At 70.0% G+C, this 5594-nt stretch carries 4 protein-coding genes; 1 reads left to right on the top strand and 3 read right to left on the bottom strand.

The window, feature by feature from the left end; translation table 11 throughout:
- Positions 1-136 precede the first annotated feature (136 nt).
- The 3 genes from OU415_RS37805 to guaB all read right to left on the bottom strand — a co-directional run bounded on the left by OU415_RS37805 (position 137) and on the right by guaB (position 4762).
- The gene (locus OU415_RS37805) at positions 137-1849 is read right to left on the bottom strand and encodes a GMC family oxidoreductase N-terminal domain-containing protein (protein WP_270954602.1); all 1713 of its coding nucleotides are present in this window, start codon (positions 1847-1849) and stop codon (positions 137-139) included.
- 104 nt (positions 1850-1953) lie between these two features.
- Positions 1954-3084, bottom strand: coding sequence for a GuaB3 family IMP dehydrogenase-related protein (locus OU415_RS37800; protein WP_270954600.1), 1131 nt, complete (start codon positions 3082-3084; stop codon positions 1954-1956).
- Positions 3085-3250: 166 nt separating this feature from the next.
- Positions 3251-4762 (bottom strand): IMP dehydrogenase, encoded by a 1512-nt coding sequence (gene guaB, locus OU415_RS37795; RefSeq protein ID WP_270954598.1) that lies wholly within the window; start codon positions 4760-4762, stop codon positions 3251-3253.
- 279 nt (positions 4763-5041) lie between these two features.
- Here guaB and OU415_RS37790 point away from each other — a divergent pair, with 279 nt between their 5' ends.
- Positions 5042-5416 carry a DUF5319 domain-containing protein gene (locus tag OU415_RS37790; protein WP_270954604.1) on the top strand — a complete coding sequence of 125 codons (375 nt, stop codon included), beginning with the start codon at positions 5042-5044 and terminating at the stop codon, positions 5414-5416.
- The last annotated feature ends 178 nt before the right edge of the window (positions 5417-5594 follow it).

The following is a 5594-nucleotide window of genomic DNA, read 5'->3' as shown; positions in this document are numbered from 1 at the left end:
GCTGTGGACAGGTCGTCCGGTCTGTGGAGAACTTCCGCAAATTCAATGGAAATCGGACCTCCGATTTCCATTGAATTTGCGGAGCACCGGTGACCGCACCCCGGGGCGCCTGGGCGGGTGTCCCGGAGCAGCGGGGTCAGACGATCGGGAGGTGGAGGGCCGCCGGGGCCGAGGCCGGGACCGCGGGGGACTTGGGCTCGACCGGGGCGACCTGGCGGTAGGCCTCGCGCTGGTCCGGGCGGGTGTCGGTCTCGCCCTTGTTCGGCCACATCGCGAAGGCCCGCTCCGCCTGCGCGGTGATGGTCAGCGACGGGTTCACGCCGAGGTTCGCGCTCACCGCCGAACCGTCCACGATGGACATCGTCGGGTAGCCGTGCGCCCGGTGGTACGGGTCGATCACGCCGTGCTCGGCGTCGTCGCCGATCGGGCAGCCGCCCAGGAAGTGCGCGGTCATCGGGATGTCGAACACCTCGCCCCAGGTTCCGCCCGCGATGCCGCCGATCTCCTCGGCGACCAGCTCGTTGGCCCGCTCGCCGGCCGGGATGTGGGTCGGGTTCGGCGCGCCGTGGCCCTGCTCGGAGGTCAGCTGGGTGCGCCCGAAGCGCTTGCGCAGCTTGGTGGTCAGCGAGTTGTCGAGGCTCTGCATGACCAGCAGGATGACCGTGCGCTCGCTCCAGTTCTTCACGTTCAGCAGGCGCAGCGCGTGCATCGGGTGCTTGCGCAGGTACTGGAACCACTGCTTCAGCCGCGGTTCCGGGGAGCCGCCCTTGGTCGGCAGGGTCTGCAGCAGACCCATCGCATTGGCGCCCTTGGTGTAGCGGCACGGCTCGATGTGGGTGTTCTCGTCGGGGTGGAACGACGAGGTGATCGCGACGCCGTTGGAGAAGTCCCGCTCGGGGTCGACCTGCGGCATCTGCGCGCCGATGATCGACTCGGAGTTGGTGCGGGTGAGCCGCCCGAGCCGCCCGGACAACCGCGGCAGGTCACCGCGTTCCTTGCTGCGGTGCAGCAGGTTCTGCGTGCCCCAGGTGCCGGCGGCGACCACCACGTGGTCGGCGCTGAAGATGCGCGGCTTGCGGTTCCACTTCGCGCCGGTGCGCGAGGTGCCGATGCGCCACCGGCCGTCGGCGCCCTGCCCCAGCCGGTCGACCGTGGTCAGCGGGAACACCTGCGCGCCGCCCGCTTCCGCCAGGTACAGGTAGTTCTTCACCAGCGTGTTCTTCGCGCCGACGCGGCACCCCGACATGCAGGCGCCGCACTCGGTGCAGCCGGTGCGGGCGGGCCCGGCGCCGCCGAAGAACGGGTCGGACTCGGTCTTGCCCGCCGTGCCGAAGTAGACGCCGACCGGCGTGGTGTGGAACGTGTCGCCGACGCCCATCTGCCCGGCGACCTTCTTCATCACCACGTCCGACGGGGTGGTGGACGGGTTGTCCACCACGCCGAGCATCCGCGTCGCCTGGTCGTAGTAGGGCGCGAGTTCGGCTTCCCAGTCGGTGATGTGCGCCCACTGCGGGTCGTTGTAGAACGGCTTGAGCGGCCGGTAGAGCGTGTTGGCGTAGTTCAGCGATCCGCCGCCGACGCCCGCTCCGGCCAGGATCAGGACGTTGCGCAGCAGGTGGATCCGCTGGATGCCGTAGCAGCCGAGCTGCGGTGCCCACAGGAACTTCTTCAGGTCCCAGGAGGTCTTCGGCAGCTCGTCGTCGGTGAACCGGCGACCGGCTTCGAGCACCGCCACCCGGTAGCCCTTCTCGGTCAGCCGCAGCGCGGCCACGCTGCCGCCGAATCCGGAACCGATCACGACCACGTCGAAGTCGCTGCTACCCCGGTGCTCCCCATCACGTCCAGCCATGCGCGACAGATTAAACGTAATTACTCGCCAGTAGCTAGCCCCGAAAGAGCAGAAAAAGCGAAGACCCCCAGCCCGACCGGACTGGGGGTCTTCACGAGTCTTGCTCAGCCGCGGAGAGTCAGGCCGACCTTCTGGAACTCCTTGAGGTCGCGGTAGCCCGTCTTGGCCATCGCGCGGCGGAGGCCGCCGAAGAGGTTCAGCGTGCCGTACGGGTCGCTGCTCGGGCCGAACAGCAGCTTCTCCAGGTCCGCGTCCGAACCGGCGAAGCCGGTGATCTCGCTGCGCGGCAGGCTCGGGTGCGCGGCGGCCGAAGTCCAGTAGTAGCCCTGCGCCGGGGAGTCCGAGGCCTCGGCCAGCGACTCGCCGAGCATCACCGCGTCCGCGCCACAGGCGATCGCCTTCGCGATGTCGCCGGAGTAGGACAGCGCGCCGTCGGCGATCACGTGCACGTACCGGCCACCGGTCTCATCCAGGTAGTCGCGGCGCGCCGCGGCGGCGTCGGCGACGGCCGTCGCCATCGGGACGCCGATGCCCAGGACCTGGGTGGTCGTCGCGGAGCGGGACTCGCCGAAGCCGACGATCACACCGGCCGCGCCGGTGCGCATCAGGTGCATCGCGGTGCGGTAGTCGCCGACACCACCGGCGATCACCGGCACGTCGAGCTCACCGATGAAGCGCTTGAGGTTCAGCGGCTCGCCGTCGCGCGCCACGTGCTCGGCGGAGATGATCGTGCCCTGCACGACCAGCACCTCGACGCCGGCCGCGAGCAGGTCCGGGGTCAGCTCCTCGGCGTGCTGCGGGCTGACGCGCGCGGCCACCGTGACGCCGGAGTCCTTGATCTGCTTCAGCGAGGTGGCGAGCAGGTCCTGCCGGATCGGCGCGGAGTGCAGCTCCTGCAGCAGGCGGATGGCCGCCTCCGGGTCGCTGCTCTCGTCCGCGGCGCGCACCACGTCGAACAGCTTCTCCTCGACGTTCTCGTGCCGCGCCCACAGGCCCTCGGCGTTGAGCACGCCCAGACCGCCGAGCTCGCCGATCCGCACCGCCGTCGCGGGCGAGACGACCGCGTCGGTCGGATGCGTGACCAGCGGGATGTCGAAGCGGTACGCGTCGATCTGCCACGCCAGCGACACGTCCTTGGAGGAACGGGTGCGCCTGGACGGCACGATCGCAACGTCGTCCAAGTCGTAACCGCGCATCGCTGTGCGACCCATGCCGATCTCAACCTGATCCCGCACCGTCAGTCCCTCCTCGCGGCACCGATGTCCAACGCAACATTCTCTCTGCGGCATCCGGGTGACGCGCAACGGGGGGCCTTAGCCCTCCGTGATCACCCGACCACACCGCCCCCGGACACGACGAGGCCGCCGCACCCGTCCGGTGCGGCGGCCTGGTCGGGGTCGGTCAGCGGCCGGTGTAGTTCGGGGCCTCGACCGTCATCGTGATGTCGTGCGGGTGGCTCTCCTTGAGCCCCGCCGCGGTGATCCGGACCAGCTTCGCGTCCTGCATCTCCGGGATCGTGGTCGAGCCGGTGTAGCCCATGCCCGAGCGGAGACCGCCGACGAGCTGCGCCACGACCTGCGACAGCGGACCGCGGAACGGCACCCGGCCCTCAATGCCCTCCGGCACCAGCTTGTCCTCGGAGAGCACGTCGTCCTGGAAGTAGCGGTCCTTGGAGTAGGACTTGCCCTGGCCGCGCGACTGCATCGCGCCCAGCGAGCCCATGCCCCGGTAGACCTTGAACTGCTTGCCGTTGACCAGGACCAGCTCGCCCGGCGCCTCGGCGGTGCCCGCCAGCAGGCTGCCCAGCATCACCGAGCTGGCACCGGCGGCGATGGCCTTGCCGATGTCACCGGAGTACTGGATGCCGCCGTCGCCGATGATCGGCACGCCCGCCGGGCGGCAGGCCATGCTCGCCTCGTAGATCGCGCTGATCTGCGGCACGCCGACGCCGGCGACCACGCGGGTGGTGCAGATGGAGCCCGGCCCGACGCCGACCTTCACCGCGTCCGCCCCGGCGTCGATCAGCGCCTGCGCGCCGGCGCGGGTCGCGACGTTGCCGCCGATCACGTCGACGGAGTTGCCCAGTTCCTTCTTCACCGTGGCGACGGTCTCCAGCACGGCGCGGGAGTGGCCGTGCGCGGTGTCCACGATCAGCACGTCGACACCGGCGTCCACCAGCGCCATCGCGCGCTCGTGCGAGTCCGCGCCGACGCCCACCGCGGCGCCGCACAGCAGGCGGCCGTCCGGGTCCTTGGTGGCGTCGGGGTACTGCTCGGTCTTGACGAAGTCCTTGACCGTGATCAGGCCGCGCAGCTTGCCAGCGCCGTCCACGATCGGCAGCTTCTCGATCTTGTTGCGGCGCAGCAGGCCGAGCGCGGCCTCCGCGGTGACGCCGACCTGCGCGGTGATCAGCGGAGCGGGGGTCATCACCTCGCGCACCCGGCGGGTGAAGTCGACCTCGAAGCGCATGTCGCGGTTGGTGATGATGCCGACCAGCGTGCCGTCCGGGTCGGTCACCGGGACGCCGGAGATGCGGAAGCGGGCGCACAGCGCGTCCACCTCGGCGAGCGTGTCGTCCGGGGAACAGGTGACCGGGTCAGTGACCATGCCCGCCTCGGAGCGCTTGACCACCTCGACCTGGGAGGCCTGCTCCTCCACCGACAGGTTGCGCTGCAGGATGCCGACACCGCCCTGGCGGGCCATCGCGATCGCCATCCGCGCCTCGGTCACGGTGTCCATCGCGGCGGACAGCAGCGGGATGCGCAGCCGGATGTTGCGGGAGAGCTGCGTGGACGTGTCGACTCCGCTGGGGATGACGTCCGACTCGTCGGGCAGCAGGAGCACGTCATCGAAGGTCAGACCCAGAGTCGCGAACTTCGAGGGGAGGCCGGGTGCAGTGAGTTCGCTGGTCATGGCGAGGGATGTGCCTTCCTTCACGCTACGGTCCACAAACCGGAGAATGCGGCTGGATTGTCCTCGGCGACCACGTCGTCGACGGAATGAGTACGACAACGCGGCATCGGCTTCGGGGATTCCCCCAATGATAGAGACCACAGGTCAGGAAGCGGTTGGTGCGCCCTGGCAGTCGTGCGCCACGCCACCCGGCAGCGGTCTCGGGCGTGGCCAACTGCGCCCCGACAGCCCCACGAGGTGGACGCAGCCGGTACCGTGCGGGCCGTGCCGCACGATCCGATGCCCCCAGACCCGTTCGCGGGCGACCCGGAAGATCCGAGCATGGCACTCGGTGATGATCACGACGCCGACGACGGCCCGCCACTCGGCGAGGAGGAACGCGCCGAGCTGCTCGCCGATCTGACCGACCTCGCCGTCTACCAGGCCCTGCTGGAGCCCCGCGGCATCCGCGGCATCGTGGTGGACTGCGCCGACTGCGGCGAATGCCACTACCACGACTGGGAGTTGCTGCGGGCCAGCCTCGAGCAGCTGCTGCACGACGGCCGGATGCGCCCGCACGAGCCCGCTTTCGACCCGAACCCCAGCGAGTACGTGACGTGGGAGTACTGCCGCGGCTACGCGGACGGCGTCACGGAGAGCGAAACGACGCGCTGAACCGGCGCGTTCCAGGCGTACGAGAAGCGGGGCTCCCGCGGGAGCCCCTCTTCTGCGTTCAGCCGATCACGGGTTGCTGGTGCCGCTGCTGCTGTTGTGCGGGAACAGCCCGTTGTTCCAGCTGCTCGACGTCTCCGAGCTGCCGCTGGTCTCGCTGGGCGAGGTCGTCGTCTCCGAC

This window comes from Saccharopolyspora oryzae, assembly GCF_027853915.1.
In the GTDB taxonomy this organism is placed as follows: domain Bacteria; phylum Actinomycetota; class Actinomycetes; order Mycobacteriales; family Pseudonocardiaceae; genus Saccharopolyspora; species Saccharopolyspora oryzae.
The sequence above is the reverse complement of the archived record's forward strand: the minus strand, read 5'-3'. Positions and strand labels throughout refer to the sequence as shown.

Excerpts from the sequence above, each read along its gene's own strand:
- OU415_RS37805 (WP_270954602.1), bottom strand. The coding sequence starts at position 1,849 with ATGGCTGGACGTGATGGGGAGCACCGGGGTAGCAGCGACTTCGACGTG.
- guaB (WP_270954598.1), bottom strand. The coding sequence starts at position 4,762 with ATGACCAGCGAACTCACTGCACCCGGCCTCCCCTCGAAGTTCGCGACT.
- OU415_RS37790 (WP_270954604.1), top strand. The coding sequence starts at position 5,042 with ATGCCCCCAGACCCGTTCGCGGGCGACCCGGAAGATCCGAGCATGGCA.